Raw genomic sequence first — 26,367 nt, forward strand, 5'->3', positions numbered from 1 at the left:
TCAAGCAAGAACGGCTTGTGCTCCTCGAAATCGTCCGTGAAGCCGGCACCTTGCGCGTGGCGCTTGCCAGCATCAACCAGGTCGAGTTGAGTAGCTACTTGACGACAACAGTTGCATCCACAGACTCCATCGTGTCCGTGGCTGACGAAACACTTGCATCCTCGCCGGTCGCTTCCTGCTCCTGAGCAAGCACACCAGATGCTTGAACATTTGCTTCCGGGGCTGGCACAGACTCGCGACCGCCCTCGCCCCGTTCACCCATGGCATTCATGCGGCGCCTCAGGCCAGTGGCCAGATTGCGCGCCCCGTTGGCCACGTCGCGCACCTGACGCTTGAGGCTGGCGCGCTGGATGTCCACCGCCTGAGCAGTGATCACTTCATGGATCTCCAGCGTCTGGAGCAGTGGCATCAACTGGTCCAGCTTACCCAGGACCTCCAAGAAGCGGCGCCCAAACGAAGACAGCACACTTACGTCCACCGACAGGGCCACGGTGTCATACGTCGCCACACTGGTGATCCCATGGGCCTTGAACAAGGCTTCTGCGCCATCGATGGCACTGTTCAAGCTCTCGTTGACCGCGTCAAGCTTCGCCCGAACGCTGGCCTCCACTTTGACAATGTCATCGTGATCCAAGCGCGTGCGTGCGATCACCGAGATGAAGTGCATGTTGAGTTGCAAGGTGTTGAACAGGCGAACAAAGAAGCGCTTGCCCTCTGCGCTGGTGAAGCGCGTGGGCATCTTCACACTGGCCGCTTCGATGCGCCTGAAATCTGCCTTGCTTTCTTTGGCCAGGATGCGGTCGTTGACCCCGCCTTGGTCCATCTTGACGATCTGGTGGATATCAGACATGTCGCGCTCCCGTGGCTGGCGTGCTCGCCACCATCTTGCGAACCGCGTCCATGCATCACCACCGGGAATCATCGGCATTTGAAGGCCCTTTCGGCATCAGCCCCCGTTTTGGCATGGAGCCATCTTGACCATCCTCATGGCAAGGCACTACCTTGCTGACATGCGGCAGCTAGCCCTGCATTCAAACAAGGCAAGCCCTGGAGTTCACATCAAACCCTTGACGGTCACCACCGTCCCGATGCCATCGAAGCGACTTTCGTGGTGAGTGCACGACCGCACTGACGCGGCATGCGCGCCCTCACCCAGAAAGCCTTCTTCGATCGGTAGCTGGCAAACCGATCCGAACGGGCTCAATACCCGATCAAGCCAGCCCTGGAGTCTCTTCATCGCCATCGGCAGTGCATCAAAACACTTTGCCGACTGTTCATCACCCTGTGGGGCATTGCCCCACCCGTGGTGCGCCGTGCCTCCCAATTTCACATGGAGGCCACGATGCTGCACACGAGCACATCCCTGGTTCACCCCCCAGCTGCCTTGAATGGCTTCATGGGGGCGACGCAGTCCGTTTTTCCGGATCAACCGCCAGACCCACAGTCGCTGGACGATCCGACCGAACGCTTCGACTGGAGCGAGGAGGACATCGTCTTCCTGCACTGGCGCTTGCTGCAGGAGATCAACCAGTTGTCTGACCCGGCCACGCCGCTAGAGGACAAGTTCGACACCCTGCGCTGGGTGTTCACCGAGCGGGACAAGGACCAACAGCCCTTCTCGTTCGTGAACTGCCTGCGTGTCGTGGGATGCAGCCCGCTGTCGCCCATCGCGTACTGCGGCCTCGTGGATGCGCAAGACATCCGCGACCACATCCGCAACAAGCTCAAAGCCTGGCTGTCGGAATCGCTTGAGCGCTATCCCCAATGGGTTCGCGATGCCATCGCCAGCAACCCCCAGTGGGTTGAGGCCCGCCTGGCCAGGAATCCGCAATGGATCAATGAACAGCTCAAGCAGATGTCCGAGCAGGGTGACCTGTTCACCTGATCCCAACAGCCCAAACACCGCCAAGGCCAGATCGTTCCGATCGGCCCTGGCCCTCACCTCACACATGGAGTGCCCTATGCACAAACAAGCATACGCCCATGGCCACCGCATTCCGATGCTGATGGTCGATGAGCCCCAGGACATCGAGTTCCTGGTCAAGGAAAGTGAAGTCCTGACCGGCCAGGCTGGCCGCATCTTTGTCATCGCCGGTGCCGACTGGCTGACCTACCGCGTGCTGTGGAGCCAGGCAGGTTTCAAGGTCGAACACCTGGACGACAAAGGCCAGGTCTTGCACACCCAGCACCAACTGCCCTGGGAGTTCGTCGAGCACAGCGTGATCGAAGCACTTCAGGCAGGCCAGTTGTTCACCCCATCGGTTCCCCATCGCGGCTGACCGCTGATCTATCCCCTGGAGAGCATGTCATCAACACGGAGTTCATCATGAACAACCCCGAGTACGAAGCTCGCATTGAAGACGTCAAACGCCGGGCCCACGGTCGCTGGACCGAAATCCTTGGCTGCCTGGGCGTTGGCGAACAGATTCTCAAGAAGCGCAACCTGCCCTGCCCGCTTTGTGGTGGCACCGACCGGTTTCAGTACACCGACAAATTCGGTGAAGGCAACTACCACTGTCGCGCCTGTGGCGCGGGAGGTGGCTTCAAGCTGCTGCAGGCCGTCACGGGCCTGGATTTCAACACCGCGCTCAAGGAAGTCGAACGCGTGGTGGGCGCCTCGCCCCCTGCCCCGCATGTGGCATCAACGGAGCCGTCGGCCGAGCGCATGAAGGCCCTGGCCAAGCGGCTCTGGGAAGAAGCCAAGCCCGTGACGCCCGGTGATGAGGTAGACCGCTACCTGTCCGGTCGGCGGCTCGCCTTGGCTCACTACCCCAAGGTGCTGCGCCTGCATCCAGCGCTGGGCTACTACGAAAAGGACCCAACCTCGGGCAAGTCGCGCAAAGTGGCCGAATACGCCGCCATGCTGGCTTGCATCCAGGGCGCCGATGGTCACGCGGTCACGCTGCACCGCACGTATCTGAAGGATGGCCGCAAGGCCAATGTGAGCGATGCCAAAAAGGTGCTCTCTTCGGGCATCAATGGTGCTTCCGTGCGCTTGTTCGAACCCGAGCACGAACTGGCCATTGCCGAGGGCATCGAGACCGCCATGGCGGTGCACCTGGCCACCGGCAAACCCGTGTGGGCAGGACTCAACGCCGGAAACCTGGAAAAGCTGTGGCTGCCCGACTCGGTACAAAGCATCTGCATCTATGCCGATAACGACGCGCACGCGGACTTTGACGGCCAGGTGTTTGCCTTTGCCCTGGCTCGGCGCCTGAAGAAGCAGGAGCGCCAGAGCGGCCCTCGGCAAGTGCGGGTGCTCTTGCCCAAGACCCCGGGCAGCGACTGGGCCGATGTGTGGCTGGCCAAGGCAGAGCACACCACCCAGACCGCCTGAATCAGTTCTTCCCCACTGGTAGCTGTCAAACCAGGCCAAGCCACATGGCGAGGCAAAGACAGCCCTGGCGTTTTGTATGAGTGATTTGTGAATCGGGCGCGATCCCTGGCCAGTGGTCAGTTCGCGCCCTGCGTGGATGGGTCTGAGCCCATCCGTCATCAACCCTGGCGGGGATGTGCATCCCCGCATGTGGGCCATGCCGTCTCCGCCATTTCTTTCCCGAACAGGAGCTTGATATGAGAAGCGGACGTTCCCTGGTGAGCCTGGCCCATGAACTTGAGCGCCAACTGCAATCCAAGAAGGACCTGGTGGTCCCCTCGTCGCTGATGCGACACGACACCGACGACACAGGCGAAACCCGTCTTGTCATCGGCGAAGGCGGCGCCTCGACGCCCTATGGCGTCATGCCGCTGGCGCGCCGCCAGTTGGCTGACAAGCTGAAGATTCCTTATGCCTACTTTGAGCGCATGCGCTCCGAGCAGCCGGTCTTGCTGGACCGCAATGTGAACACCTGGCTGCAAAGCGACGATGACCGTCGCATGATCCGCACGCTCGATGGCAACGTCCGGGCCGTGCTGTCAGACCGCTATCGTCGCCTTGACAACTACGATCTGGCCGAAAGTGTGCTGCCCATCCTGCAGCAGTTGCCTGATGTGCGCTTCGAGTCGGTTGAACTCACCGACACGAGGATGTACATCAAGTGCATCACACCGCAATTGAAGGTCGAAATGGCGCCTGGCGACATCGTCCAGGCTGGCGTGGTCATCTCCAATTCGGAGGTGGGACAAGGCACGCTGTCGGTGCAGCCCTTGCTGTATCGATTGGTGTGCCGCAATGGCCTGATTGCTTCAGACCGCTCCTTGCGCAAAACCCACGTCGGGCGGGCACTAGGATCTGACGAAAGCATCATGGTCTTCAAGGACGACACCTTGCAAGCCGATGACAAGGCCTTCTTCCTGAAGGTTCGCGACGTGGTGCAGGCGGCCGTGTCTGAAGCAACGTTCATGCAGGCCGCACAGAAGATGCAAAAAACCTTGCAGATTCACCTCGTCGGCAACCCCGTCAAGACGGTGGAAGTGCTGGCTCAGCGCTACACATTGAATGATGCCGAACGCGCCGGGGTGCTGCGACACCTGATCGCCGAAGGTGATCTTTCGGGGTACGGCCTGGTGAATGCCATCACGCACTTCTCCCAGGAAGTTGAGGACTACGACCGTGCCACCGAGTTTGAAGCCCTGGGCGGGAAGTTGATCGAACTGCCCGTCAAGGAGTGGAATGAGTTGGCACAAGCCATTTGATCTCGGATCACAGTGATTCACCACCAGGGCCTTGGCTCTGGTGGCTTTTTTATGTCGAAGCCAAGTTCAAAGCATCACGCCCATTGACTGGGACAAATGCGGCAGGCAATGCGGGCTGTTGTCGATGGCAAACACGCCATCCCCCCGCACTCGGGCATTGATTTCAATCGGTGGTCGTGAATAAGCTGAGCCGACCCATCACTCCAATCACACACAACACCAAATCAGTCATACCGCGCCGCAATACCTGGCCCATCTCGACTCACATGTGGGCACACCGACAGGAGAAGACCATGAGCAGCATCCAGTTCACCGATGTGCAGTTGACCAATTTGTACCTGTTGCAAGCCATCAGGCTGGGCATCGCGCAAGATCGCGTATCGACATGCGGCAAGTTCGGGTTGGACGCCGCCCAAGCAGAGTTCCTTGGTGCCATGAGCCAGGAACAGTTGTGGGCATTCGTTGATCAGATCGGCCAAAGCACCCTCTTCCCTCCACGCCAGGATTTGCTTGCCTTGCTCAAGGCGCCCGCGCCGCTTCAGGCATCACTGGCCGCCGTTCATGCGCCAAGGCCACGGCAACTCGCGACCATGGCGCCCGCAAGCACGTCGTGACCGGAGGGGACCATGATGTCAACACGTGCTGACCGCCAGTTGTGCGCCATACGTCTGGCGCAAGACTGTGCTCAACTGGGCGCCCGGGTGCGCACCATCCATCACATCACTGGGCTCAACCCACGGGACGTGCAGAGGCTGCTCTTCAATGACCCTCAAGCCATCCCACGCGGACGTCCGCCCAACTCCCTGGAGTGGTATCACAGCGCCAACCTCATTGCGAGGGCTGAATCGTCGATCTTCATGTCGATCTACCGCCGTCTGCGCAACACTGGCTTCGGCGCAGCAGAGACGCTGGTCTGCGCCTATCGTGGATACCAAGCCGTCTGCCAGTGTCCGCACCGCATCAGTTTTGACCGGGCGTTTGATCTGGCATCGCACACCGATGGCATCTGGCTGGCCTGCACCCCGGTGTTCGAGGTCCTCGCTTGCCCGACCTGCGGCAGCGATGTGCTGGTAGCCATCGGCACCGTGGTCCACTTGGGCGACAACTGTCCGTTCTGCAAACTGGTACAGCGCTACAGTTGCGATCCTCGGCTCCAGGCGTCATTTCCCAAGCACGGGATGGCGACCGCACCGGCGACGGCCCCCTGAACCGACGGCCTTGTAATCAACCTACTTTCAGTTGATCCAGCGTCTTGCCAGCGGCCAACGCAGCCTTGATCCACTTAGGCTGAAGTCCCCGTCCGCTCCAGGTCTCGCCCGTGTCCACGTTGCGATATTTAGGGGCGACCTTGCTTCCTGCTGCGGCATTGGAGCGGGTCGCCACACCGGACTTCAACCCCAGGTCGGCCACAGTCAAACCATTGGCAGACAACAGTTGCTTGATGTGGTCAATCACCCCAGCTCGCTCTGCCTTGCGGGCATCCTGCAATTGCCTGTCCAGCTCCGAAGCCTGCTTGTCCAGGGCGGCTTTCTGGGCCAGGAGTTCTTTGTACGTGGTCATGATTGCAGTGTTTGGCTACGCCGAGTTTGTATTTCAACATCCTACATTGCAAGTTCCGTGGCTTCGTGGCAAACGTGCCTGCATCCTCGTCGTTGCATGCAGAGTCAAGGCCAAGGTATCAGACTGATCGACGCACATCGCTTTGATCTGCAATTGCCCCTCATTCCTCAAGCCTTGATGGCGAAAGCCCAAATGAACAGACGGCATTTTGAGGTGCGTGCGGCAATGCATAGTGACCAAATGGCTGGGTCATTTGCAATGGACCACCATGCTTGCCTCGTCTCTGCCACACAGCACCTTTGCATCGTCAGATCCCGGCTTCGAGGCCCTGCCCATTGATGATCTGCTGTCGCAACACGATGACCTGATCGCACGCATCAAGCTCTGCCACGGCTCTGACCGCACCGATTTCGAGCAGACCATCATGTCGCTGATCAGGCGATACGCCAGCCTGGTACACCTGCTGCCGGCCACATCCGACAACTACTTCTGCATCCCTGGCGGCCTGCTGCGCCTGGGCATGGAAGTCAGCTTCTTCAGTCTGCAAGGCACAGATGCGCACATCTTCTCCGGGCGCTCCACCATCTCGGCACGCCGTCACCTGGAACCACGCTGGCGTCTGGCCACCTTCGTCGCAGGGCTTTGCTGCGAGGCCCACCGGATACTCAGCCACATCATCGTGACCGACTCCCCAGGCGAGGCCTGGCCAGCCTACCTGCTGCCCCTGAGTGATTGGCTGATGACACGCCAGGCCGACCGCTACTTCTTGCGCTGGCGCCCACAAGCCATTGAGACACGCAGCCTGGGCGTGTTCACGCTGGCCCATGTCGTGCCACCTGCGGTCATGCATTACTTGGCAGAAGACAACACGGTCATCGTGCCTCACCTCATGGCCAGCGTCAGCGGCATCTCGCAGTATCGAGATCACAACGTGCTGGACGATTTGGTTCGCCGCTCCTTGGCACTGGTGATTGACCGCAATCTGCTGGCCAACGCCGACCGCTACGGCAAGCCCCAATACGGCTCGCACCTTGAACGCTACCTGGTTGACGCACTGAGGCATCTCGCAAGCTCCAACTCGGGGTGGCAGGCCAATCGCGAGAAGTCTCGCGTCTGGTTCGGCCCCGATGGCCTGTTCCTGGTCTGGCCCAGCGCTGCAGAAGACATTCAAAAACTACTGGACACTGCGCAGTTGCCGGGCATCCCCAAAGCACCAGAGACCATCATGGAAGTGCTCCTGCTGGCCGGGGTCTTCGAACCCACGTCCGCAGGAAACTCTACCTGGCTCATCCAACCACCAGGCGCCAAGTCCGAGATCGAAGCGGTCAAACTATCCTCAACAGCCATCCTGTTTGCAGGGCATGACCCGTCACCGCCCCCTCTTGCGGAGAGCCTTACAAGCTCCGCACTCAACAACCTACCATCAGCGCAAGCAACCGAACTGGTCGCACCACAGCCTCAACCGGATGACCCGCCTGGCACCCAGCTCTCGCTCATCCCAGGCAACTCCGATCAAACCCAACAAGCAGCTTCGAATAGCCAAGACGCTCAAGCCGAAGCAGCACTGTTGTTGACCGCCCCTCCATCTGCCTTGGCATCGACAAGCGACGCCCAAACGACTCAGCAAGCGAAGATTGGTCTTCAAGCGCCGCTGCGCCTCAACCCCGTGGTGCGCGATGCATTGACCGAGGTGGTCAACACCTTGAACACAGGCGCCGGACCCGCCCAGTGTTGCACTGTCGCGTTGGGGGTGTTTGTGCCTCTGCACGAATTCGAGCTGCGCGGCGTTCAACCCTCTGTGGCCCTGCGTGCCCTGTCTGATGTGCACATGCTGGTTCGCGCCCCGGGCAATGGCCCACCCACAACCTCAAGGGATTTCAACGGAACATCGGCTGTGGGCTTGACCATAGCCCCGCGCTTCATCAACGGCGTAGACATGGAAGCCTTTGCCTCGCCCGAGGCTCAGGGAGGGTGACATGCCCATCCGATGTTACGAGATGCCGTGGCGCCACGCCTACGAGGCTTACGCAGGCCTTGCCTGGGGCATCGCACTGATGTTCTTCACAGCGGTCGGCTCCATCGGTCAACTGCCTCGCGTTCTCGCTTTCCCCCTGTCCATCGCTTGCCTTGGCATGAGCGCCCTCAGGTTCTCGCAGGCGCTGCGCATCCTCGTGCTGAGGGCGTCGCTGGCTGGTCACGCCATTCAGGTGATCAGCACACAGACCCAGTCGCGTTGGTGCCAGGATCCAACAGCCGTTTTCCTTGGCTTTGGCTTCGAATGGCAGCCCGTGCACTCTCAGCGTCTGTATGAGCTGGCCAAAATCGATTACCGCGAGTTCACCGTGTCGCCCCGCCTGCTGAGTTTGCTGGGCTATGACAGCGCCCCGCAACCCGACGCCGAGATTGGCTTGCCCTACATCCACGGCGTCGAGCCCCATGAGGTGCCCCTGCACCGCCCCTTGCAGAACTTCGAAGGCGGCACGCTGTTGGTGGGCACAACGCAATCTGGCAAAGGGGTGGCCTTGGCCAACCTCATCACCCAGGCGGTCAGGCGCGGCGATGTGGTGATCGTCATCGACCCCAAAAACAGCCGCCGTCTCAAGCGCGTGGTGGAACGCGCCTGCCAGGACTGGCGTGAGCCCGACACCTTCATGGAGTTCCATCCGGCCTTTCCTGAAGCCGGTGTGCGGCTGGACTTCACCTTCAACTGGCAAAAGCCCACCGAGATCGCATCCCGCATCCAGTCGATCATGCCGCCCGACACGGCTGGCGCGTTCTCAGCCTTTGGCTGGGATGCCGTGAACGTGGTCGTGCAAGGCCTGGTCGAGTTGGAAGAGCGCCCCAACTTGGCCAAGCTGACCCGCTACATCGAAGGCGGCATCGAACCTGTTCTAGAAGGCTCCTTGCGCCGCTTCTACGAGGCAACCTTGGGACCCGCATGGCGTGACCTTCCCGAGATGAAAAAGCTGATGCAGGACGCAAACCGGGGGAACTTGAAGCGCCCATCAGAAGCCGCCAGCACCGAACTCATGGCCCTCGTCGCGTACTACGAACACCACATTGCCCAATCTCAGCGCAGCAAAGTGATCGACGCCCAGGTGCGCACCTTCAGACACAACCGCGAGCACTATCAAAAGATCACGGCCAACCTGCTGCCCATCTTGTCCATGCTGACCTCGGGCGACTTGGGTCGAACGCTGTCGCCCGACCCATTCGACGCCGACGACATGCGCCCGATCATGAACTTCGAGAAGATCGAACGAGGCGGGCATGTGCTGTACATGTGCCTGGACTCGTTGCCCGACCCCTCGGTCGCCTCAGCCATCGGTGCCTTGGCCTTGGCCGACCTGGCAGCAAGGGCTGGTATGCGTTACAACCTGGGCGGCTACCGGCGCATTGCCCTGTTTGTGGATGAGGTTGCCAACGTCATCAACCAACCCTTGATCGAAATCCTCAACAAGGGCGCCGAAGGCGGCATCTACACTACCTGCGCGATGCAGACGCTGGCCGACTTGGCCAAACGCCTGGGCAGCGAAGCGGCTGCGCGCATGGCGCTGGGCAACCTGAACAACCTGATCGCGCTGCGCTCGAAAGACCGACCCACGCAGGACTTCATCGTGGAGACCTTCGGCAAGACGGCAATCCATTCGATGCGCGTTGGCATGGGTCATGGCGCCGACACCCATCTGGGCGACTTCTCGACCAGCTATTCAAGCCAACTCTCTGAGAGCTTCGAGGAGATGGTGCCCGCCGATGTCCTGGGCAAACTGCCCAATCTTCAATACTTTGCCTCGGTGTCTGGCGGGCGCATTATTAAGGGTCGCTTTCCCATTTTGGATCCGGAAGCGCAAGCGGTCCATCAACCCATCAGGAGAGCAGCATGATCAGGGCGATGGCCGTGGCATCGCTACTGGCGCTGCTGGTTCTGGTTCTCTATGTGCCGTCCGCCCACCCGCCAGAACGGTTCGTAGAGCAACTGCGAACGGAATACGCCAATGCGGCGTTGTTCTGGGGCAAGGACGCAAGCACCCGCATGCTGTCGCTTGCGATGAGCATGCAGGAGTCTGCACGTCAGGCATCACCCGTCCCTTCATCCAAAGACGCGGCTCCAGCGAGTGGCGTCAACGCGGCAGTCGGGCGAGAAATGGCCTCGGTCAACCAACGGCTGTTCAACAATCCCTACTTCCGCTCGATTGACGCACTGCTGCTGCTCGCCAGTTTCCGCCTTGCCATGTTGTTGGAGTGGCTCCCTTGGTTGCTGGCCTTCCCGTTTACTGCCATGGTGGATGGCTACCTGGTACGCCTGGTCAAAGCCAAGGAGTTCTTACACCACAACCCGGAAATGTTCTCCTTGTATGCCTGCTTGGCCATCCTGACCAGTTGCGCAACTGTCCTGGCGTTTGTGCTGCCCATCACTTTGCATCCTCTTGCCGTACCATGCGTGCCGGTGATCATCGGCACGTTGATGGGTACAGCGATCAGAGACTTTCACCGAAGGTCTTGATATTTTCTCCGGCCTTTGGCCTGTACAGGGTACGGTATCCGCCATTTGGCAAAGGCTCATCAAACACCTCGAAGAGATCCGAAGCCACGGCCAACTTCTTGAGCGTGGCATGGCCCTGTCGTTCTTTCATGTGCGTCACAGCCTCGGGCTCCTGCAGCCACGCAATGCGCCCCGCGTCGGCAAGGTAGGCCCAGCCATCGGCCCGATGCTTATGTTCAGCCACGTCTTTCAGAACCGAGACCAAAGGGCTGTGCTGTAACAGGATCAACTCGAAATGGCGCTGGCCTTCTTTGGACGCCATGAACGCGGCCATGGACTGCCCCACATCAATCAGCGCCATGGAGACAGATCGTAGATGTTCAAACATGGGCAGCACCCTGGCACGTTGCTCATCGAGATACTTGGCTGCCTCGCCCATCTTCTCCGGAGAGTCCGGTTGCCAACGGGGCATGAAATGGTGAATCAGGTCGTTGCGCTCGTCCACCATGCGCTTCATGTCCGCACGTTGGGCCTCGTAGAACTCGCGGTCCCCAGAGGTGGTGAACGTGAATGACATCCAGACCTGGTTTTGCTCTTCCGGTTCGGCGTTTGGCTCACCCGCGTCAGAGAGGATGCCATCGGTGAATTGCTCAACCAACTTCCCCATCATCTGCTTGTGCGTTTTCTCAGTGCGTAGTTGCAACCGCTCCTCGAAATTCGACGTGTTGCCATCTCGCCTGTGGTTGGCCACAAGAAATTTCAGCAGTGCCTCGATCTGCTGAAACAACAGCACATTGCGGCCGACCTTGCGAAGCACCTCGTCACATGTGCTTTGGTTTGACAGGATCTGTTCCGATTCGTCCATGTGGCTCTCAAATTCGGGTTGCTGGCGATGTCGGCGTACGCCAAGACGATGTCACGCACGGTGTGGGCACGGCCAAATCGGGGGCAAATGGCTCTGAAATTCAGACCGATCGCCATGGCCGTTCGATTCGGAAAACAGCCCGCAAGGCAGCTGATGCGACAACCAACAATCGGCGTCTCTTAGTTACCCAGGAATTCAAATGAAGAGTTTAAAGCCCGTCATCCACGCTCTGGAAATCCGGATTCGATCCATGCGCAATGACCCAGTTGCGCAAATCGAAGCTGGCAGTACGTTTCAGACGTTCGCCGTAGGAGACAAGTTCCACCACAACATGTTCGATACAAGCGCGTGGCACGACCTGCCACAAGAAGGAGAAGTCTTCTTCATCGTCGACAAAGCTCACGCCATTGCCGACATCGGCACTTACATCCATCACCTCGTGATTCTTTGCCTGGCGGCTGCAGCGCCTGATCACCTCGCCTGAGCCACACGGGCCATGCGACCAGCAAACTGGCGCCAGGCAGACTGCGTGTGCCATTGCGGGAGCTTGTCGAACTTCACCCGGAAAGTAGGCCATATGCAGGTGGCAACACGCGATCCGGGTACCGGACTTCCAGCAGTTCAATGCCTGTTTGGGTGAAGCCCAGTATCATTGCCGGGCCGCTGGTTCGTACCTCGGCCCGGCTTTTCCTCCCTGAGCCGGTGGCGCACCGTGATGACAGCGATGCGTCTTGTGCTCGCTGATCACCCGCTGATCGGCGGGCTTTTTTTTAGCTTGCGCAAATGGGACTCGTCCATCTTGGCCGTACCGCGTCAGTACTCGCCATGAACTGGCGTCGAAATCCCCATGACAAAGCCCGCATTCACCCGTGACGATGCCGCACCCGGGCCCTAATCTGTACCCATGCGCTCACCCGAGCAATGCCGATTCAGAAACAGAGGTACGCACCATGCTCACCGCTGCACCGCCCGGATTTCAGGCCTCTCGATACCCCGCAACCGTGGAAGCACTGCCATCAGACGTCATCGAAACACGGCTGTGGCTGGAAGAACATGTCTGGCTTTATGGCGTGCTCAAGTCCGATCACAACGTCGGCCCGATTTTTCGATTTCCTGACCTGATCAGTGCCTGCGTCTCGCTGATCTTCTCCGGACCTGAAGCGGCAAGGCAGGTCTTCGGTTTTCTCGGCACCGAGCTCGTGGCCCGATCGCCCAATACACCTCGCCGTCGGGAAGCCATGTGGCGACCGCAGTACGACTTGCTCCTTGAGTTGCAGCGCTCGCCCGCCAACAGGCACCCCAACCCGAAGTTTCAACTCGATCACTTGACCACCGCCTGCGTGGCGCTGTGTCAGCAGGCGGATGAGACCGGCGCCAGCGTCCTGCAACAAGCTCGCATCAACATGGCACAGCGCTTCCGCCCAGAGCACGCCACGCAGACCCGCTGACGCCATCGGCAACCCAGCGCTCTGACACACACGTGGCATGAAGTATCTCCAAGCGATTCACGTGCCCTGACCACGCCAAGGCCGTCCAACCACGGCTGACCTGAACAAGACCTTGATCGGCACCGTGCCGGTCTCACCCCGTCCGTCCCGCCGTGCAACGTGCATTGGCGGCCACATCGGTCTTGTTGGGAGTGCGCCATGCAATGGGGTCTCTTGTCTGGATGTCTTACTTTGTTGAGCGTGCCGGCACACGCCCTGGCTTGCTGGGACGAGGCGGCGCAGCGATACGGCGTTTCATCGCAACTGCTGTATGCCGTTGCCAAGGTCGAGTCGCACCTCAATCCCAAAGCGCTCAACCTCAGCCACCGCCAACGCACGGGCAGCTACGACATCGGGCTGATGCAGATCAACAGCTCGAACCTGCCTGCGCTGGCACGGTTCGGCATCTCTGAGAGCGACCTGTACAGCCCCTGTACGAACATCCATGTGGGCGCCTGGCTGCTTGCTCAAACCCTGGCCAGGCAAGGCCTCAGCTGGGACGGTGTAGGCGCCTACAACGCCGCCTGCACCCAACTCAAGGGTGCGGCCTGTCAGAGTGCACGCAGGCGCTACGCCTGGAAGGTCTACCGGCAATTGCCCGCCTCGGCAATCCGGTCCACACAGGCCACCGCAGTACGGCCGCAAGAGCGCGCAGACGCAAAGCTGCCCCTCTTCATCCTTGCCGCTCGGGTGTCGCCATGACGCGCGTACACGACATCGCCATGACCAGCGCCTCGGCAGCGGTGATTCTGTTTGCCTTCTCGTCGTGCACCTTGCCCGCCAAGCAGGGCCATGCAATCGAGACACCGCAAGCCAAGCCGAACGCGTCACACATCGCGCAGCTTGAACGTGGCCGAGATGCGTACTTTGCCCAGTGCGTCGAGCCTGCCTGTCCTACCACCACACCCAAGACACTGGCCGTGGCCGCGGCAGATCCGCAGACACAGCTTCAGCCCTCGATACAAGGCAACGCCCGCGCCCTTGAATCCGTCGCGCCAGCTGAAGTGAGCAAGCCTGCCCCGCTGCGCAAGCCTCAGGTGCTGGTCCTGGAGTTTGCAACCGACAGTGCGGTGCTGACACCCGCACACCGGACCTTGCTGACCAACGCAGCCAAAGCCCTGGGACGTGCCGAGCGTGTGCTCATCGTAGGACGCACCGACAACGTCGGCCCCGATGCGCCCAATCAGGCCATCGCGCTGGCGCGGGCTGGTGCCGTTCGAGATCACATCAAGCGCGTCAGTCCCGCACAACCCAAGGACATCCGCATCGATGCCAGAGGACTGTGCTGCTACATCGCCAGCAACGACACACCCGAGGGCCGAGCCCGCAATCGTCGCGTTGAGGTCGTGTTCACAGCCTCATCCGAGGGGGTGCCATGACACGCCAAGGCCCTCGCCCGCTCGCCCACCGCATCCCCTTCCTGAAACGTGCCTGCACGTTCGCAGGATCGCCCCCGCCTGCGTCAGGCCTTGACGCGCAACCCAGCCAGGAGATTCCCATGCGCACAGCCATCATCCATCCCTTCACCCCTGTTCGCCCCTCTGTGCAGTTGGACGGCCAGCAAAGCCGTCAATCCAACGACAGAGACACCAACAAGCCCCCGCACAAGCGCTGGCGTGTGGCCTCGGCGCTGGCCATGCTCGCCCTGGGCTTGGGGCTGTCCATGCCCGGCTTCGCCCTTGACCTGGTGGCCTTCACTGGCATCACCGGGCCGCTGACATCCGCCCTCGCCCAGATTTCCGCGCTGGGGCCTAGCGTCAAGGCCCTGGTCGGCTTCGTCGGTTTCGTGGTCGCCCTGATCTCGCTGTCGGCCCTGCGCAATTTCGGGCCGGTGCTGTTCTACGTGGGCCTGGCCATCTTCGGTGCGGTAGGTCTGGTGATCGCGGGCGCCATCATGGGCGCAGTCGTCTGAGGTCAGCTCAAACCTGCAGGAGCCTGACATGCAAGCCGACACCTACATCCCCCGTCGCCTGGATGACCCCTGGAAGATCGGCTTCTGGGACATCGATGTGGCCGCCCCGGTGATCTTCTTTTTCTTCGTCGGCTACCTGTCGGGCACCAAGCTGGCGTTTGCGGCCTGCGCAGGTGCGGGGATTTTCCTGTCGCGCTGGATCGCCCGCATCAAGGCCGACAAGCACCAGGCCTTCGCGATGCACTGGCTGTACTGGCACCTGCCACCCAGCCCCATGACCGCGATGCGCGCCACCCCGCCCTCCCACATCCGCCGCATGGTCGGCTGAGCCTGGAGCACGCCATGGACTTCGATCGACTCAACAGCGACATCAAGGAGATGCGTCGCCGCAACCGCAGCCTGGGGCTCGCGGTGGGCGTCCTGGCTTCGGGGCATGTTGTGGCGCTCCTCGTCATCCTCAACCTGATCGGCACGGTGCGCACGGTGGTCGTGCCACCCATGATCGACAAGACCTTCTGGGTCAGCCGAGACAAGGCCAGTGGCGAATACCTAGAGCAGATGGGTGGCTTCATGGCCTGGCTGGTGCTGGACGTCACACCTTCATCGATCGACTGGAAGAAAAACATCCTGCTCGGCTATGTGGAGCCGGACCAGTACGGCGCACTCAAGACCAGGCAAGAGGTCGAGGCCGAAAGGCTCAAGCGCATCAACGCCAGCACGATGTTCATGCCGCAGCAGTTGGTGCCCAGCGAGGACAAGCAAAGCGTCGTGGTGCGTGGCCGACTGCGCACCCTGGTCAATGGCTTTGAAACCGCCAACGACCTCAAGGCCTACCTGATCGAGTTCAGTTTCAACGGGGCACGCATGCACCTCAAAACCTTCAAGGAGGTTCCCAATGCGAGCTGATCTCAAGCCACGCCCGCAGCCCTCCACGGCGCCGGCAAGCCTGCTGCTGGCCATGGCGACAGCCGTTGGGATGGCAACGGCACCAAGCCCCGTTAGCGCGCTCCAGTTGGTCGAAGCCCGCGACGGTGTCTCCGTTGAGGCCATGGTGTCGATCAAGGAGCCCACACGCATCCGCATCGATGGCGCGCCCATCACCGATGTGTTCGGCAACATCTATTCGAGCAACTGTGCCAACGCTACAGCAGCAGCCGCCTCGACGAGTTCCCTGGCCAATGGCGCCCCTATCCCTGGCACCAACAGCCAGAACAGTCCGGCCATCAACCCCACGGGTGAATTGGTCCTCGAATGCGACAAGGACAAGGGCGAGGTCTACATCCGCCCCGTGGGCAAGTCCAGCAAGCCCATCAACCTGTTCGTCTCCAGCGCCCAGGCGACCTACACGCTGCTGCTGCATCGCTCGGACACCCCCGCAGACACCATCGTCATTCGGGATCCCAGTGCCAGGCTGCTGAAGCAGGACAACGCGAACCCAAGTCCCTCGGGCGTGTCATTGGGCACTTCGGCCAACCACATCCGAGCCATGAAGGCCTTGCTGGTGGCCATGGCCTCTGACCGGGTGCCTCCCGACATGCGGGTCGAGGAGGTCAACCGCATCGTCCCCCTGTGGCTCGAAGCGAGGCTGTCCCTGATGCGCCGCTATGAAGGGCGCGGCCTGGTCGGCGAGAAATACCTGCTGCAAAACATCAGCCCAACGTTGATGGTGCTGGCCGAGCAGGAATTCGACCGCGAAGGCGCCCAGGTCATGGGCGTGTCCATCGAGAACCACAACCTGCAACCGGGAGAGACCACGAATGTGTTCGTGATCCGGCAGGAGGCCATGCGATGAACACGCCTTTCGACCAAGCGGCCAACGGCCGCGTCACCGGGTTGCCAGACCGCATCAAGGGAGCCATGGGTAGTGCCCTTCAAAGGCTGTCTCCACGGCAGCGCCAGTACGTCACCCTGGCAGCCATCCTGGTATGTGGTGTCGGCTTGCTGTGGCTGATCTTTACCCTCACCGACACTCGCTCGCCCACCACAGACGCCAAGAACAACGGCAACGCGCAGCCTGCCACGGTTACCAACATCGGGGTGATGCCGCCGGGACAACAGGTCAACCCGGTAGACCAATGGGTGGGCAACGCAGGCCGCAAGCTGGCGCAGTACGAGAACGAGCGCGATGAGCAGACCCGGCTCAACAAGGACAGGCAGGCGTTCGAGGCCCGCACCATGCAGCGCTTTGCCGAACTGGAACAAAAGCTCACCTCGGCCAGCCAGGCCGCCAGCATGCCCTCGGCACCCAACTCCGCAGCGGTATCGAACACGCCCGCTACTCCAGCGATGCCACCGGCATCCAGCCTGCCCCTTCCACCACCTCCGGCGTCCACCGCGCCGCCCCCGGCAAAGCTTCCGGGGCAGAGCGTCAACATTCCTCCACCGCTGCCTTCCTTCGGAACATCGCCCGGCACATCGCCCGCAGGCGCCATGCCCCTCGGTGATCCAGGCGTAGCACCGCAGGACAGGCCGCTCGATGCCCCGGTGTTGACCCGCGTTTCTCTGGTGGACCGGGAAACGGCCAAGGCCACTGCAACAGGCGCCACGGCAAGCACCACAAACAATGCCACACCCGGATCACCGTCAACGGCTGACACCCGAACCGTCTCAACCTTCCTGCCCGTCAGCTTCACGCGCGGCACCCTGCTTGGTGGCCTGGATGCACCCACGGGCGGGCAGGCTCAGTCCAACCCGCATCCTGTCCTGATCCGGCTCTCGGACAACTCCGTCCTGCCCAACCGTTTTCGGGGGGAATACCGCGATTGCTTCGTGATCGCCGCAGGCTACGGCGACATCAGCTCGGAGCGAGCCTATCTGCGCACCGAGAACCTGTCCTGTGTCCGCCCGGACGGCGCCACGCTGGAAGTCAAGATCCAGGGCAGCGTCTATGGCGAAGACGGCAAGGTGGGCATGCGCGGGCGACTGGTCACCAAACAAGGCCAGATGCTGGCCAATGCACTGCTGGCAGGCGTGGTCAGTGGCATCGGCCAGGGCCTGGCGACTTCATCGACCACCTACAGCACCTCTGCCCTGGGCACGATCGCCAGCAACGGTGGCAGCGGCAGTGACGCCTACCGCGCAGGCATCGGCACCGGTGTCGGCAAGGCCCTGGACCGCCTGGCCCAGTACTACATCAAGCTCGCCGAGAACACGTTTCCGGTGATTGAAATCGATGCCAGCCGCGAAGTCGATGTGGTGATCACCAAGGGCGTGCGCATCGACGTGCCCATGTCGGCCAACGCCTACACCAGTACCGGCGGCACCCCCTCCAGCACGCTGGCGCGCTCGGCTGAGCCCGCACCCGAAGACCGCTACCTGAAAGCCGCCAATGATGACAACTACTGACATGCGCCCGCCTCTGCGAGGCAGGCTCCAGGCCGTGACGCAGATCTGGGCTCTGTTCACGATGCTGGTCAATGGCATCGCCTGGGCAGGCGCCCCGCCATCGCAAGAGGCCCGCCTCCTGGCCACACTCAGGAAGGCCAACCCCAGCACGCGCTTCACCCAGGTGCTGCCTTCACCCATTGGCGGGCTGTACGAAGTCTGGATGAACGGAAACGTGGCCTATGTGTCGGCCCGCCAGCCGCGCTACTTCGTGTTCGGCCATGTCTTTGACACACAGACCATGACCGACATCACCGGACCTCGAATGGCCCTGGCGGCCAGGCAGGGCGCGATGGCACCCGCTACGCCTGCCGCAACAACATCAGCACGGACATCCGCACCAACATCAGCCCCTATTGCCTTTGACCAACTGCCACTGGCAGACGCCATCAAGACCGTGCGGGGCAACGGTCAGCGGCAGATCGCCGTGTTCAGCGACCCCGGCTGCGGCTACTGCAAGCAACTGGAGCCGGAGCTAGCCCGGATCGACAACGTCACGGTCTACACCTTCATGCTGCCCTTTCAGGGTGAGGTAAAGCCCATCGCACTCTGGTGCGCCCCGGACCGGGCTCAAGCCTGGCAGCGCTACATGGTGCAGGGCGATGCCACCGCGATCAATGCCCCAGGGCGATGCGATCACCCCGTGGCTCGCAACCTGGCTTTGGCGCAGCGCCTTGGTGTTCAAGCCACGCCCACCCTGATCTGGGCAGATGGCAGCCGCACCGAAGGCTACGTCGATCACCAGGTGATCCAGGCTCGCCTGAAACCGGCCACCTCGGAGATTCAACCATGAACGCCCACGGTCACCTCGCTACCCGCGCCCACCCCGTGCGCCCGATCTGGCTTCTGGGATGCTTGCTGCTGAGCTTGTCGGGCTGCATGAACCTCTCCGGCCTGGGCGGCAGCTCCGATTACGCATGCAAAGCCCCGGACGGGGTGACTTGCACCTCGGTGTCGGGCACCTATGCCAACGCCGTTCAGGACAACCTGCCCGCCCAGGTGGCCAAGCGCCGCATGGCCGCCAAATCCAATGGCGAGCCAGGTACCAATCCTGCACCCGGGTCGCCACAGCCTCGCCTTGCACCAGCGCGGGCGTCCGCCAAAGCCACTGTCCCGCCCGTGGCGCAGTCTCCCAGCCTGGCGCTGCCCCTGCGCTCATCGGCCCGGATCCTGAGGCTGTGGTTCAAGCCCTGGGAAGACGCAGACCGAGACCTCTACGACCAGGGCTATGTCTACGTCCAGATCGATGCGGGTCAGTGGCTGATCGACCACGCACAGCGCCAGATCCGTGACGCCTATGCGCCCATACGACCTCCGATCGGAGCCCCCGTCAAACCCGCCACGCCAGAACAGAGCACCTCGCCCGTGCGGCCCGCAGACCAGCAGCGCCCGTCTCCATACACCCCGGACAACTCGGAAAGCCCTGACATCGGCCCCTTGCTGCCGCCCACCGACGGCCTTGCCCCCAGCAACTGAAACACCCTCAAAGGTTGCGCCATGCCTACCCCCTCAGCCACAGCCACTTCAACTGTCACTTCAGCAGCCAGTGCCTCCATGGACGCGGCTCGCACCGTGCGCAGGCCCGCACGCCAAGGCCTGTTCGAAGCCATGGGCCTTGGCGCACCGCCTGACACACCGGCAGAGCAATTCGCAGCGTGGCTGCCCTACTCCGCCTACCTCGCCGATGAAAAAATCTTCGTCAACCGAGATGGCCTGGGCTTCATGCTGGAGGTCATGCCGCAGTCGGGCGCGGATGAACGCATGGCCGAGGTGCTGATCTCGCTGTACGCAAACTGCCCGACGGGTGCGGGCATCCAGTTCCACCTGTTCGCCTCACCTCACGTGCGCGGTCAGTTGCGCCGCTATGCCAACTTGCGAGTCGAAGACGAGGACCAGGCTGATAAGGCCAAGCATTGGGGGCGACCTGCCCGCAACGACAACCTCTTCCACACCCTGGCCCGCCAACGCGTAGGCCACCTGCTGCGCGGCGCGCAATCCTCGCTGACCTCTGGCTTTCACTACACGATCCGGGACTTCCGCCTGATGCTCAGCGTCACCCTGCCAGGTGACGCTCAGGACATGACCAGGCGCGAAGAGGTGATGGCCCAGCGCGAGTCCATGGCCTCCACGCTGCGTTCGGCCTCCCTGCCCAACCGCGTCTGCGATGCCGCTGACCTGATCAACTGGTGCGCACTGTTCACCAACCCTGACCGCATCTCGCAGACCGACGCGCCAGACCTGCACTACGACGACGGGCGCGAACTGCGCGACCAGATCATCGACTTCGACACCATCCAGGATCCCACCCCCAGCGGCCTGCGCCTGTGGAAGGAGACCGGATCGGACGAACTGGAGGCGCGCTTTTACTCCATCAAGTCCTTCCCTGAGCGCTTCGCCCTTTGGCAAATGGGCTCGCTGATCGGCGACCTGATGCAACCCGCCCTGCAGTACAGCGCGCCCTTCTTGCTGACCATGGGCGTGCATGTGCTCGACCCCAATGCCACCAAGGCCACGGTCACCGCCAACCATGTGCGCGCCACGCAGAACGCCAAAAGCAAGATGGCCGACGTGATGCCGGACGTGGGCAAGAAGCTGCAGGACTGGACGGCCGCCGCGCAGGCCATCGACACCGGTGGCAGCCTGGTCAGCCTGTACCACCAGTTGGCCATCTTCTCGCCACCGCGCAAGGCGGTGGCGGCCCACGAAGCGGCCAACGCCATCTGGCGTGGCCGGGGCTTTCAGCTCAATGCCGACGTGTACATGCACCGCCAGGCGCTGCTGGCCAGCCTGCCCATGACCCTCACGCCACGCTTTCATGGCGATCTGGCCAAGATGCGCCGCGTCTCGCGCAAGACCATGGCCAACGCGATCCACCTGGCGCCCCTGATCGCGGAGTGGCGCGGCACACGCACCCCCGCCCTGGTCTTCGGCGGGCGCCGTGGGCAGTTGATGACCCTGGACATCTTCGACAATGACCTGGGCAACTACAACTTCGCCATCATCGGCGCACCGGGTTCGGGCAAGTCGGTGCTGATGAACGAGATGGCCTGGTCCTACCGGGCCATCGACGCCAAGGTCTGGATGCTGGACCTGGGCCGCTCTTTCGAGAAGCTGTGCCGCAAGGCCAAGGGCACCTACATCGAGTTCCGCCCCGATGTGGACATTTGCCTGAACCCCTTCACCAACATCGTTGACATCCACGAAGACATCGACATGCTGGTGCCGGCCATCTCCAAGATGTGCTCCATGCAGCACACGCTGGAAGAGGTCCAGTACAAGGCCATATCGGCCATGGTGCTCAAGCTCTTCGCCGAGCACGGCAACGACCTGACCATCACGGCCCTGCGCGAGGCCTTCAAGACCGGCAACATCGAAGCCCTGGGCCTGGTTAACGACCAGCGCATCAAGGACCTGGCCGTGATGCTCAACCCCTACACCCGAGGCGGCCAGTACGAGCGCTTCTTCGAGGGGCCCAGCAACGTCGATTTCAGCAACGATTTCATCGTCATCGAAAACGAGGAACTCAAGCGTCGCCCCGACCTGCACGCCGTTGTCAACATCCTGTTGCTGCACCAGATCACCGGCGAGATGTACCTCAGCCGCAACCGGCGCAAGGTGCTGTTCATTGACGAGCTCAAGCAGCAGCTCGGCGATATCGGGGCCGATGACCCCGTCAAGGCCGCCGTGATCGAGGAAGCGGCCCGGCGCGCCCGCAAATACGGCGGAGCCTTGGGCACGGCAACCCAGAGCGCCGACGACTTCTATGGCTCGGCCCAGATGGAAGCCGCGTTCAACTGTTCGGACTGGGTGTTCCTGCTGCGCCAGAAGCCCGAATCCATCGAGATGCTGGACCGCAAGGGCAGGCTGACCATGGACGAGCCCAAGAAGCGCTTGTTGAACTCGCTCAGGACCGAGGCGGGCGTGTACTCCGAGCTGTACATCTCCTCCCCGGTGGGCGAAGGGGTGGCGCGCAACATCCTGGATCCGGCCACGCACCTGCTGTTTTCCAACAAGCTGGAGGACAACGCGCCCATCGACGAGCTGCGCGCGCAAGGTCTGAGCATCGATGCAGCCATCACCGAACTGCTGCGGCGCCGGGGGCACACCGTATGAAAGCGATCAGCCTCATCCCTGCCCTGGTGCAGTCGCTGCTCACCCTGATCGTGGTCGCTGCCGCCTTGCTGCTCTATGACCGCACTGTGGTGCGCCCAGCGCTGCGCATCGGCATGGTCGATGTGGCCGAGGTGTACCGGCAAAAGGAAGCCGAGTTCACGCAACTGCTCACCAAGGCCGGCTCGGAAGACGATCGGCAAAACGCCATGCTGATGGCGCGCACCTTCGCCCAACGCCTGCCCATTGCGCTGGAGGAATTGCCCCGCGACTGCGCATGCCTGGTGGTACTCAAAGGCGCTGTGGCCGGGCCCACACCGCACACCGTGGACTTGACCGCTCAGTTGCGCCAGAAAGTGGGGATGCCATGACCTTGCAGATCGTCCGCATCCCGCCGCCCGTGCCCTGGCATGTGCGCAGCTATCGCCAAGCCCGGCAATCCTTTTGCGACCAACTGGCCCACATGCGTCGCCGCTGGTATCTCTACCTTCCGGTGTTCGCCATCTGGGCGCTGGCCTACGTCCGGTTGTTCCTGGATCCCACCCCACGCCTGCCCATTGTCTTCAACTGGACGCCCAGCCTGCCCTACCGTGTCGCCTATCGCGTGAGCTGGAAACAGACTGTTCCGCCCGCCTTGCACCGTGGTGACTACATCCTGTTCGCCTTCGCTGGCGATGCACAGCAGCACTACCCGGGCCTGCGCGGTCAGCCCTTCTTCAAGATGGTCAGGGGCCTGCCCGGTGACACCATCACCGTCCAAGACCGCATGGTGTTGATCAACGGCGAGTCGGTGGGGCATGCCAAGGCTCAGACCTTCGACCACCGTGGGCTCGATCCCATTCAGCCCACGGTGATCCCACCGGGCAGCTACTACGTCCAGGGCAGCAGCCCCGACAGCTTTGATTCGCGCTACCGCAGCAGCGGTCTGGTTCGCGCCGAGCAGGTCATCGGGCTCGTGCGGCCCCTGTTCTGAGGAGCATGACATGCAAGCCTTGCCAAGCCACCTCCAGCGACACCGCCATGGCCGCAATGACGTGCGCCACTCTGCGCCTCGCTTGATCCTGTGCATCTGGATCGCTGGCTTGGCATCTGCAGATCACGTTCAGGCCCAGCTTGCGATCAAGCAACCGGCCCCACAACTGGCCGAAAGTCGCGCCCACAGCAGCCCAGTCACTCAAAGCACCAGTACGCCTGCGTCCACGCCAGACGACGTGCCACTGGAGGACTACCTGGCACTGCTGGCGCAAATCTCGCCTGCCGCCCGCGACGGCGCCCAGGCCTACTTGCGTGCGTTCGCGCAGCGCTGCGGACGCCCCCTCACCGCGCTGGAGCTGCGCAAGGCCATTGCCCAGGGCAGCGGTGACCCTGTCCTCATGGGCATGGTCAGCGCCAGCCACCCCAGCCAACTGGCGCAGCGTGACGCCCTGCTGAGCCAACTCTCTCAACGCATCCGTTGCAACGGTCAGGGTCAGCCATGAAACCCAGGGGCCCACATGTGATGGTGATGGCCTACCTGCTGAGCATGGCATGCGCAGGTGTGGGCTCATGCGCTTGGGGCGTGGACCTGGGCAGCATCGGTCCGACCTACCCGATCAGCGAAGCCAACCTGCTGGACTTCATCACGCAACGCCTGCGAGAAAAGCAAGCCAGTGGTGAACTGGCTCGACTGCAGGAGCAAGCCCGTGAGCGCGGCATTCAGGCCGTGCGCCAGCCACAGCCTGTGGCAGGGCTGCGCACCACACAACAACCGCGCACCTACTACTTCGATCCCAGCTTCACCCTGGATCGCAACATCCTGGATCCCCAGGGGCACTTGATGTTTGCCGCTGGCTCGCGCCACAACCCGCTGGACGTGGTGTCCCTGTCCAGACACCTGCTGTTCTTCGACGCCCGTGATGCACGGCAGGTGAGGCGTGCACGGGAGTTGATCCAGCGCTACCGGGGCCAGGTCAAGGCGATCCTGACCGCTGGATCCTATCTGGACCTGATGAAAGCCTGGCGCACGCCGGTTTACTACGACCAGCAAGGCGTGCTGACCCGGCGCCTGGGCATCGCACAGGTGCCCGCCCTGGTCTCTCAGGAAGGCAAGCGACTGCGCGTGGATGAGTTGGAGGTGACGCCATGACCCGGACCACGCCAAACGCCAGATTGCGCCCATCGTGGGATCACATTGCGGCGATCCTGTTGATTTGCTGGCTGGCCATGACCAACCAGCACAGCCACGCGGCGGGCATTGCCACCTGCACCGGCAAGTTCCCCAACCCCGTCACAGACATCTGCTGGAGCTGCATCCTGCCCATCAGCCTGGGCAGCATCCCCATCGCCAACTTTGGCGGCCAGGAAGACATTGCCAACCCGGGCAGCCCTGTGTGCAGTTGCGGCGTGAACCCGGTCATCGGTTTGTCGATCGGCTTTTGGGAACCGGCTCGCCATGTCGAAGTGGTACGCAAACCGTTCTGCCTGACCTCACTGGGCGGCATCGATCTGAACCCAGGCCTGCCTGCCCCGGAGGCCGCACGCTTCACCCACGCTGAAGGCGACGGCGATGGCGGCAGCTTCTACCAGGCCCATTTCTATGTGAACCCGATGCTCTATTGGCTGGAGGTCGTGACCGACTTCCCCTGCCTGGAAAAGGGCAGCTTCGATCTGGCCTACCTCACCGAGGTCGATCCGCTGTGGAACGACGACGAGTTGACCCTGATCCTCAACCCCGATGCGGTGCTGTTCGCCAACCCCATCGCGATTGCCGCTTGCGCCGCCGATTGCGTGGCCGCCTCACTGGGCTTTGGCATCAAGGAACTGTTCTGGTGTGCCGGATGCCAGGGCGGCATTTACCCACTGGATGGCCAGGTGCCCTACCACTTGGGCGGCGTTCGCACAGCCGTTCTGCTGGCCCAGCGCCTGACCGCCAAGATGCACCGCGAGTTGATCGCCTGGGGATGGCATGGCACGCCCGGCCTGTGTGGCCCCTACTTCGAGCCCGTCATGGACAAGACGGCCTACAAGACACAACTCACCTACCCCATCCCCAACACCGAAAAGGACGGAGGCAGGTGCTGCCAGCCTTTCGGGCGCAGCACGGTGATCTGGGGGGCTGGCAAGGAATACCCCGTGCGCGGCGAAGACTTCGCCTTCATGTTGTTTCGCAAAAGGAACTGCTGTGTCGGCTTCTGACTTCCATCAACCTTCACGCTGGGGCTTCGGTCTTGGCCTGTCCATGCTGCTTGCGCTGAGCGCACGGGCCCAACCCACGCCGGTCATCACCGAAGAAGACATGGCTCGGGCCAGGCGCGCGCAACCCACCATCACGGACAACGACATCGAGCGGGCGCAGAAAGCGCACGGCGTGCCCAGCGCCGCTGACTTGGAACGTGTGCCCAACACAGCAGGCCCAAGAATTGACGTACTCCCACAACCTCAAGTCAAAGTGCCTGTGGACCTCGAAGCGCTGTCCAAAGCCTACGCCCTGCAGATGAAAGCCGCCCAGCCACCCGGCACCATTCTGAGTGGTGGCCCGATCCTGATGGTGTTCATCAGCCTGTCGATGCCCGAGGCCACCCTCAAGAGACTTGTCAGCCAAGCGGCACGTACCAAGGCATCCCTGCTGATCAGAGGCCTGTTCAATGGCTCCCTCCGTGACACCGTCGCCCGAACACAGGCATTGTTGGCGGGTCAGTCGGTGGCCTTCCAGATCGATCCGCAAGCCTTCGAGCGCTACGCCATCACACAGGTGCCCAGTTTTGTGCTGGTGCGTGAGGGCGCTGACAGCACGCCCTGTGGTGATGGTGGCCGAGGCAGTTGTGCGCCTCCCAATGACTATGTCCGCCTGGCCGGAGACGTGAGCCTGGACTACGCCCTGGGACACATCCAGCACCGTACCCCCCGTTTCAGTAAGGACGCCAGCGCCTTCATCCAACGGCTCAAGGGTTAG

At 62.0% G+C, this 26,367-nt stretch carries 30 protein-coding genes; 27 read left to right on the forward strand and 3 right to left on the reverse strand.

Features of this window, described 5'->3' with window-relative positions; all coding sequences use genetic code 11:
- Positions 1-94: 94 nt before the first annotated feature.
- Positions 95-850 (reverse strand): DUF1845 domain-containing protein, encoded by a 756-nt coding sequence (locus EIP75_RS14810; protein ID WP_199758602.1) that lies wholly within the window; start codon positions 848-850, stop codon positions 95-97.
- Between the two features lie 492 nt (positions 851-1,342).
- On the opposite strand from EIP75_RS14810, the gene EIP75_RS14815 reads away from it, so the two are divergent.
- From EIP75_RS14815 to EIP75_RS14840, 6 genes are all read left to right on the forward strand, one after another.
- The gene (locus EIP75_RS14815; RefSeq protein WP_125244053.1) at positions 1,343-1,885 is read left to right on the forward strand and encodes a hypothetical protein; all 543 of its coding nucleotides are present in this window, start codon (positions 1,343-1,345) and stop codon (positions 1,883-1,885) included.
- 76 nt (positions 1,886-1,961) lie between these two features.
- The gene (locus EIP75_RS14820; RefSeq protein ID WP_233584875.1) at positions 1,962-2,279 is read left to right on the forward strand and encodes a hypothetical protein; all 318 of its coding nucleotides are present in this window, start codon (positions 1,962-1,964) and stop codon (positions 2,277-2,279) included.
- A 47-nt stretch (positions 2,280-2,326) separates the two neighbouring features.
- Positions 2,327-3,337, forward strand: coding sequence for a DUF7146 domain-containing protein (locus EIP75_RS14825; protein WP_125244054.1), 1,011 nt, complete (start codon positions 2,327-2,329; stop codon positions 3,335-3,337).
- A gap of 173 nt (positions 3,338-3,510) precedes the next feature.
- Entirely contained in the window at positions 3,511-4,635 is a 1,125-nt protein-coding gene (locus tag EIP75_RS14830) for a DUF932 domain-containing protein (RefSeq protein WP_233584876.1), read from the forward strand.
- Between the two features lie 293 nt (positions 4,636-4,928).
- Positions 4,929-5,249: a hypothetical protein gene (locus EIP75_RS14835; RefSeq protein ID WP_125244055.1), complete on the forward strand. Its 321-nt coding sequence runs from the start codon at positions 4,929-4,931 to the stop codon at positions 5,247-5,249.
- Between the two features lie 12 nt (positions 5,250-5,261).
- A complete protein-coding gene (locus EIP75_RS14840; RefSeq protein ID WP_125244056.1) occupies positions 5,262-5,843 on the forward strand; it encodes a FlhC family transcriptional regulator in 582 nt (193 codons plus the stop codon).
- Positions 5,844-5,859: 16 nt separating this feature from the next.
- On the opposite strand, the gene EIP75_RS14845 is transcribed toward EIP75_RS14840, so the two are convergent.
- Complete coding sequence (locus EIP75_RS14845; RefSeq protein ID WP_125244057.1) at positions 5,860-6,195, reverse strand: H-NS histone family protein; 336 nt, start codon at positions 6,193-6,195, stop codon at positions 5,860-5,862.
- Positions 6,196-6,463: 268 nt separating this feature from the next.
- Between EIP75_RS14845 and mobH the strand changes: the two genes are divergently transcribed.
- The 3 genes from mobH to EIP75_RS14860 are packed head-to-tail and all read left to right on the forward strand — an operon-like array spanning position 6,464 to position 10,699.
- Positions 6,464-8,170: a MobH family relaxase gene (gene mobH, locus EIP75_RS14850; protein WP_125244058.1), complete on the forward strand. Its 1,707-nt coding sequence runs from the start codon at positions 6,464-6,466 to the stop codon at positions 8,168-8,170.
- Positions 8,171-8,192: 22 nt separating this feature from the next.
- Positions 8,193-10,079 carry a conjugative transfer system coupling protein TraD gene (traD, locus tag EIP75_RS14855; protein WP_233584891.1) on the forward strand — a complete coding sequence of 629 codons (1,887 nt, stop codon included), beginning with the start codon at positions 8,193-8,195 and terminating at the stop codon, positions 10,077-10,079.
- Positions 10,076-10,699: an IncC plasmid conjugative DNA transfer DtrJ family protein gene (locus EIP75_RS14860; RefSeq protein WP_125244060.1), complete on the forward strand. Its 624-nt coding sequence runs from the start codon at positions 10,076-10,078 to the stop codon at positions 10,697-10,699. The genes traD and EIP75_RS14860 overlap by 4 nt, the downstream gene beginning before the upstream one ends.
- Here EIP75_RS14860 and EIP75_RS14865 read toward each other — a convergent pair.
- Positions 10,674-11,543, reverse strand: a complete 870-nt coding sequence (locus tag EIP75_RS14865) for a hypothetical protein (RefSeq protein ID WP_125244061.1) — start codon at positions 11,541-11,543, stop codon at positions 10,674-10,676. The genes EIP75_RS14860 and EIP75_RS14865 overlap by 26 nt on opposite strands.
- Before the next feature lie 199 nt (positions 11,544-11,742).
- On the opposite strand from EIP75_RS14865, the gene EIP75_RS14870 reads away from it, so the two are divergent.
- The 18 genes from EIP75_RS14870 to trbC all read left to right on the forward strand — a co-directional run bounded on the left by EIP75_RS14870 (position 11,743) and on the right by trbC (position 26,367).
- Entirely contained in the window at positions 11,743-12,027 is a 285-nt protein-coding gene (locus EIP75_RS14870; protein WP_125244062.1) for a hypothetical protein, read from the forward strand.
- A 466-nt stretch (positions 12,028-12,493) separates the two neighbouring features.
- Complete coding sequence (locus tag EIP75_RS14875) at positions 12,494-12,991, forward strand: hypothetical protein (protein ID WP_233584877.1); 498 nt, start codon at positions 12,494-12,496, stop codon at positions 12,989-12,991.
- A 240-nt stretch (positions 12,992-13,231) separates the two neighbouring features.
- On the forward strand, positions 13,232-13,732 hold the full coding sequence (locus EIP75_RS14880; protein WP_338014932.1) for a lytic transglycosylase domain-containing protein: 501 nt from the start codon (positions 13,232-13,234) through the stop codon (positions 13,730-13,732).
- Complete coding sequence (locus tag EIP75_RS14885; protein ID WP_125244064.1) at positions 13,729-14,409, forward strand: OmpA family protein; 681 nt, start codon at positions 13,729-13,731, stop codon at positions 14,407-14,409. Before EIP75_RS14880 ends, EIP75_RS14885 begins: the two co-directional genes overlap by 4 nt.
- Positions 14,410-14,528: 119 nt before the next feature.
- The gene (locus tag EIP75_RS14890; RefSeq protein WP_233584878.1) at positions 14,529-14,942 is read left to right on the forward strand and encodes a hypothetical protein; all 414 of its coding nucleotides are present in this window, start codon (positions 14,529-14,531) and stop codon (positions 14,940-14,942) included.
- A 28-nt stretch (positions 14,943-14,970) separates the two neighbouring features.
- Positions 14,971-15,270 (forward strand): type IV conjugative transfer system protein TraL, encoded by a 300-nt coding sequence (traL, locus tag EIP75_RS14895; protein WP_035033923.1) that lies wholly within the window; start codon positions 14,971-14,973, stop codon positions 15,268-15,270.
- A 14-nt stretch (positions 15,271-15,284) separates the two neighbouring features.
- Positions 15,285-15,848: a type IV conjugative transfer system protein TraE gene (gene traE, locus EIP75_RS14900; RefSeq protein WP_125244065.1), complete on the forward strand. Its 564-nt coding sequence runs from the start codon at positions 15,285-15,287 to the stop codon at positions 15,846-15,848.
- The gene (locus tag EIP75_RS14905) at positions 15,838-16,734 is read left to right on the forward strand and encodes a type-F conjugative transfer system secretin TraK (protein WP_125244066.1); all 897 of its coding nucleotides are present in this window, start codon (positions 15,838-15,840) and stop codon (positions 16,732-16,734) included. The genes traE and EIP75_RS14905 overlap by 11 nt, the downstream gene beginning before the upstream one ends.
- Entirely contained in the window at positions 16,731-18,287 is a 1,557-nt protein-coding gene (locus EIP75_RS14910; protein WP_233584879.1) for a TraB/TrbI/VirB10 family type IV secretion system protein, read from the forward strand. The genes EIP75_RS14905 and EIP75_RS14910 overlap by 4 nt, the downstream gene beginning before the upstream one ends.
- Before the next feature lie 34 nt (positions 18,288-18,321).
- A complete protein-coding gene (locus EIP75_RS14915) occupies positions 18,322-19,119 on the forward strand; it encodes a DsbC family protein (protein WP_233584880.1) in 798 nt (265 codons plus the stop codon).
- Positions 19,116-19,802, forward strand: a complete 687-nt coding sequence (gene traV / locus EIP75_RS14920) for a type IV conjugative transfer system lipoprotein TraV (RefSeq protein WP_125244067.1) — start codon at positions 19,116-19,118, stop codon at positions 19,800-19,802. Before EIP75_RS14915 ends, traV begins: the two co-directional genes overlap by 4 nt.
- Before the next feature lie 78 nt (positions 19,803-19,880).
- Positions 19,881-22,439 (forward strand): type IV secretion system protein TraC, encoded by a 2,559-nt coding sequence (gene traC, locus EIP75_RS14925; RefSeq protein WP_125244068.1) that lies wholly within the window; start codon positions 19,881-19,883, stop codon positions 22,437-22,439.
- Positions 22,436-22,807, forward strand: a complete 372-nt coding sequence (locus EIP75_RS14930) for a hypothetical protein (protein WP_035033915.1) — start codon at positions 22,436-22,438, stop codon at positions 22,805-22,807. The genes traC and EIP75_RS14930 overlap by 4 nt, the downstream gene beginning before the upstream one ends.
- Positions 22,804-23,409, forward strand: a complete 606-nt coding sequence (traF, locus tag EIP75_RS14935) for a conjugative transfer signal peptidase TraF (protein WP_109036386.1) — start codon at positions 22,804-22,806, stop codon at positions 23,407-23,409. The genes EIP75_RS14930 and traF overlap by 4 nt, the downstream gene beginning before the upstream one ends.
- A 10-nt stretch (positions 23,410-23,419) precedes the next feature.
- Entirely contained in the window at positions 23,420-23,914 is a 495-nt protein-coding gene (locus EIP75_RS14940) for a hypothetical protein (RefSeq protein WP_125244069.1), read from the forward strand.
- Between the two features lie 26 nt (positions 23,915-23,940).
- Positions 23,941-24,561 (forward strand): type-F conjugative transfer system protein TraW, encoded by a 621-nt coding sequence (traW, locus tag EIP75_RS14945; RefSeq protein ID WP_125244070.1) that lies wholly within the window; start codon positions 23,941-23,943, stop codon positions 24,559-24,561.
- 77 nt (positions 24,562-24,638) lie between these two features.
- The gene (gene traU, locus EIP75_RS14950) at positions 24,639-25,610 is read left to right on the forward strand and encodes a conjugal transfer pilus assembly protein TraU (protein WP_233584881.1); all 972 of its coding nucleotides are present in this window, start codon (positions 24,639-24,641) and stop codon (positions 25,608-25,610) included.
- On the forward strand, positions 25,597-26,367 hold the full coding sequence (trbC, locus tag EIP75_RS14955) for a type-F conjugative transfer system pilin assembly protein TrbC (protein WP_233584882.1): 771 nt from the start codon (positions 25,597-25,599) through the stop codon (positions 26,365-26,367). The genes traU and trbC overlap by 14 nt, the downstream gene beginning before the upstream one ends.

The sequence above is a fragment of the Aquabacterium soli genome (assembly GCF_003933735.1).
GTDB classification, from domain to species: domain Bacteria; phylum Pseudomonadota; class Gammaproteobacteria; order Burkholderiales; family Burkholderiaceae_C; genus Aquabacterium; species Aquabacterium soli.

Coding starts and splice junctions, on each gene's coding strand:
- mobH (WP_125244058.1), top strand. CDS start 6,464: ATGCTTGCCTCGTCTCTGCCACACAGCACCTTTGCATCGTCAGATCCC.
- traF (WP_109036386.1), top strand. CDS start 22,804: ATGACCTTGCAGATCGTCCGCATCCCGCCGCCCGTGCCCTGGCATGTG.
- EIP75_RS14840 (WP_125244056.1), top strand. CDS start 5,262: ATGATGTCAACACGTGCTGACCGCCAGTTGTGCGCCATACGTCTGGCG.
- EIP75_RS14865 (WP_125244061.1), bottom strand. CDS start 11,543: ATGGACGAATCGGAACAGATCCTGTCAAACCAAAGCACATGTGACGAG.
- EIP75_RS14885 (WP_125244064.1), top strand. CDS start 13,729: ATGACGCGCGTACACGACATCGCCATGACCAGCGCCTCGGCAGCGGTG.
- EIP75_RS14940 (WP_125244069.1), top strand. CDS start 23,420: ATGCAAGCCTTGCCAAGCCACCTCCAGCGACACCGCCATGGCCGCAAT.
- EIP75_RS14875 (WP_233584877.1), top strand. CDS start 12,494: ATGCTCACCGCTGCACCGCCCGGATTTCAGGCCTCTCGATACCCCGCA.
- EIP75_RS14905 (WP_125244066.1), top strand. CDS start 15,838: ATGCGAGCTGATCTCAAGCCACGCCCGCAGCCCTCCACGGCGCCGGCA.
- traU (WP_233584881.1), top strand. CDS start 24,639: ATGACCAACCAGCACAGCCACGCGGCGGGCATTGCCACCTGCACCGGC.
- EIP75_RS14860 (WP_125244060.1), top strand. CDS start 10,076: ATGATCAGGGCGATGGCCGTGGCATCGCTACTGGCGCTGCTGGTTCTG.
- traC (WP_125244068.1), top strand. CDS start 19,881: ATGGACGCGGCTCGCACCGTGCGCAGGCCCGCACGCCAAGGCCTGTTC.
- EIP75_RS14835 (WP_125244055.1), top strand. CDS start 4,929: ATGAGCAGCATCCAGTTCACCGATGTGCAGTTGACCAATTTGTACCTG.
- EIP75_RS14870 (WP_125244062.1), top strand. CDS start 11,743: ATGAAGAGTTTAAAGCCCGTCATCCACGCTCTGGAAATCCGGATTCGA.
- EIP75_RS14930 (WP_035033915.1), top strand. CDS start 22,436: ATGAAAGCGATCAGCCTCATCCCTGCCCTGGTGCAGTCGCTGCTCACC.
- traD (WP_233584891.1), top strand. CDS start 8,193: ATGCCGTGGCGCCACGCCTACGAGGCTTACGCAGGCCTTGCCTGGGGC.
- traW (WP_125244070.1), top strand. CDS start 23,941: ATGGCCTACCTGCTGAGCATGGCATGCGCAGGTGTGGGCTCATGCGCT.
- EIP75_RS14825 (WP_125244054.1), top strand. CDS start 2,327: ATGAACAACCCCGAGTACGAAGCTCGCATTGAAGACGTCAAACGCCGG.
- EIP75_RS14910 (WP_233584879.1), top strand. CDS start 16,731: ATGAACACGCCTTTCGACCAAGCGGCCAACGGCCGCGTCACCGGGTTG.
- EIP75_RS14810 (WP_199758602.1), bottom strand. CDS start 850: ATGTCTGATATCCACCAGATCGTCAAGATGGACCAAGGCGGGGTCAAC.
- EIP75_RS14830 (WP_233584876.1), top strand. CDS start 3,511: ATGTGCATCCCCGCATGTGGGCCATGCCGTCTCCGCCATTTCTTTCCC.
- traL (WP_035033923.1), top strand. CDS start 14,971: ATGCAAGCCGACACCTACATCCCCCGTCGCCTGGATGACCCCTGGAAG.
- EIP75_RS14820 (WP_233584875.1), top strand. CDS start 1,962: ATGCACAAACAAGCATACGCCCATGGCCACCGCATTCCGATGCTGATG.
- traE (WP_125244065.1), top strand. CDS start 15,285: ATGGACTTCGATCGACTCAACAGCGACATCAAGGAGATGCGTCGCCGC.
- EIP75_RS14845 (WP_125244057.1), bottom strand. CDS start 6,195: ATGACCACGTACAAAGAACTCCTGGCCCAGAAAGCCGCCCTGGACAAG.
- traV (WP_125244067.1), top strand. CDS start 19,116: ATGAACGCCCACGGTCACCTCGCTACCCGCGCCCACCCCGTGCGCCCG.
- EIP75_RS14890 (WP_233584878.1), top strand. CDS start 14,529: ATGCGCACAGCCATCATCCATCCCTTCACCCCTGTTCGCCCCTCTGTG.
- EIP75_RS14815 (WP_125244053.1), top strand. CDS start 1,343: ATGCTGCACACGAGCACATCCCTGGTTCACCCCCCAGCTGCCTTGAAT.